This is a genomic window from Coprococcus sp. ART55/1 (assembly GCF_000210595.1).
Lineage (GTDB): Bacteria > Bacillota > Clostridia > Lachnospirales > Lachnospiraceae > Coprococcus > Coprococcus aceti.
The window spans coordinates 215,361-216,842 of sequence record NC_021018.1; the positions used below are offsets into that span (position 1 = coordinate 215,361).

Here is a 1,482-nt window from a genome sequence, read left to right on the forward strand (position 1 = left end):
ACAGTCTTTCCGAGGTCATAGAATGCATCCTCAGACTCATCAAGCCCTTCCGGCTTCACATTTACAGGTGAAGGTATCTGTACCTTCTCGCCATCCCTGAGTGCCGTGGTCATATTTGATGCGATTCCCTCTGATGTCTCCTTCTGGAACATGATCTTTACCGTCAGGAGCATCAGCTTGAGATCAAGCCATATTGAATACTGCTCATAATAGGTAAGATCCAGCTTAACCTTATCTCTAGGGGTTGTGTTGTATTTGCCGTAAACCTGTGCATATCCCGTAAGTCCGGCCTTCATCTTGAGTCTGTAGTCAAACTCAGGGAATGTCTTTTTATAAAGCTCGGCGATCTCCGGTCTCTCAGGTCTCGGTCCGACAAGTGACATATCACCCTTGAGTACGTTGAAAAGCTGTGGCAGTTCATCAAGATGCAGCTTTCTGAGCCATTTTCCCACAGGGGTTATTCTGTCATCATCCTTCTTTGCAAGCTGTGCTCCACCTGCCTCGGAGTCCATCTTCATACTTCTGAACTTGATGATCTTGAACACCTTGCCATTCAGTGTCAATCTGTCCTGCTTGTAGAATATCGGTCCTCTGTCATACAGCCATATCGCAAGTGCTGATATGAGCATAAATGGTGAAGCTATGACAAGCAGTATAAATCCACATATAACATCCATGATCCTCTTAATGATCATATCGTCACCGGTAAGTCCCTGATTTCGTGATAAGAGGATAGGCGTATCGAACAAATGAATAGGCTCAGCTCCTAATATGATTATGTCGGAAAGCTTTGGCACAACATACGATCTGATGGAGTGTTCAAAACAATACTTCACAAGCTCATTTCTTATATAAGCCTTTGTCTCGCAAATGATTACTCCATCGTACTGGAGTATCTTCTCCTTGATCGCCTGCTCGCCCTCGCTGACATGTATTCTGTCTTCTATTACATACTTGTCCTTACGGGCATTGATCTTGTCTATGAACTCTATCGGAGTCTTATATCCATATACCAGCAGCAGATGCCTTGGCGGATACATCTTCGCATACAAAAATCTACACGCAAATATCCAAATCAATATCACTATCGTTTCAAGCCCGGTTACCTTTAACAATGGTACCGGATTTACATAGTCACGACAGATTATACAGAGCTGCAGGTAACCAACTACATTGGCACACACGAGAGCCAGCAGCTGTGAGTAAACTATATCAAGCAGTCTGAAGAATCCGACTCTGTAACCACCATAAAGCTTGGTGAAAAGTATGATGATTATTCCATACATTCCGATAACTGCCCAGTTTCCTCTTCTCCAGAACGGAAGCGTAAGCGTTACCTCATAGTCCCGGTACCACATGAGTCCAAACAGCACCAGCTCCACAGCGATGAGTACACAGGCCTCACCCACTGTTATGAGACGTTTGTATCTGTCCCTCTTTCTAACTCTTCTGTTTTCTTCCATATTTATAGCATCTCCCTAA

Annotated in this window: 1 protein-coding gene; it reads right to left on the reverse strand. The window is 44.1% G+C overall.

Translation table 11 applies throughout. The features are described 5' to 3' along the window. A partial coding sequence (locus CCU_RS00965) for a sugar transferase (protein ID WP_243440826.1) occupies positions 1-1,463 on the reverse strand: 1,463 nt, incomplete at its 3' end. Positions 1,464-1,482 lie beyond the last annotated feature (19 nt).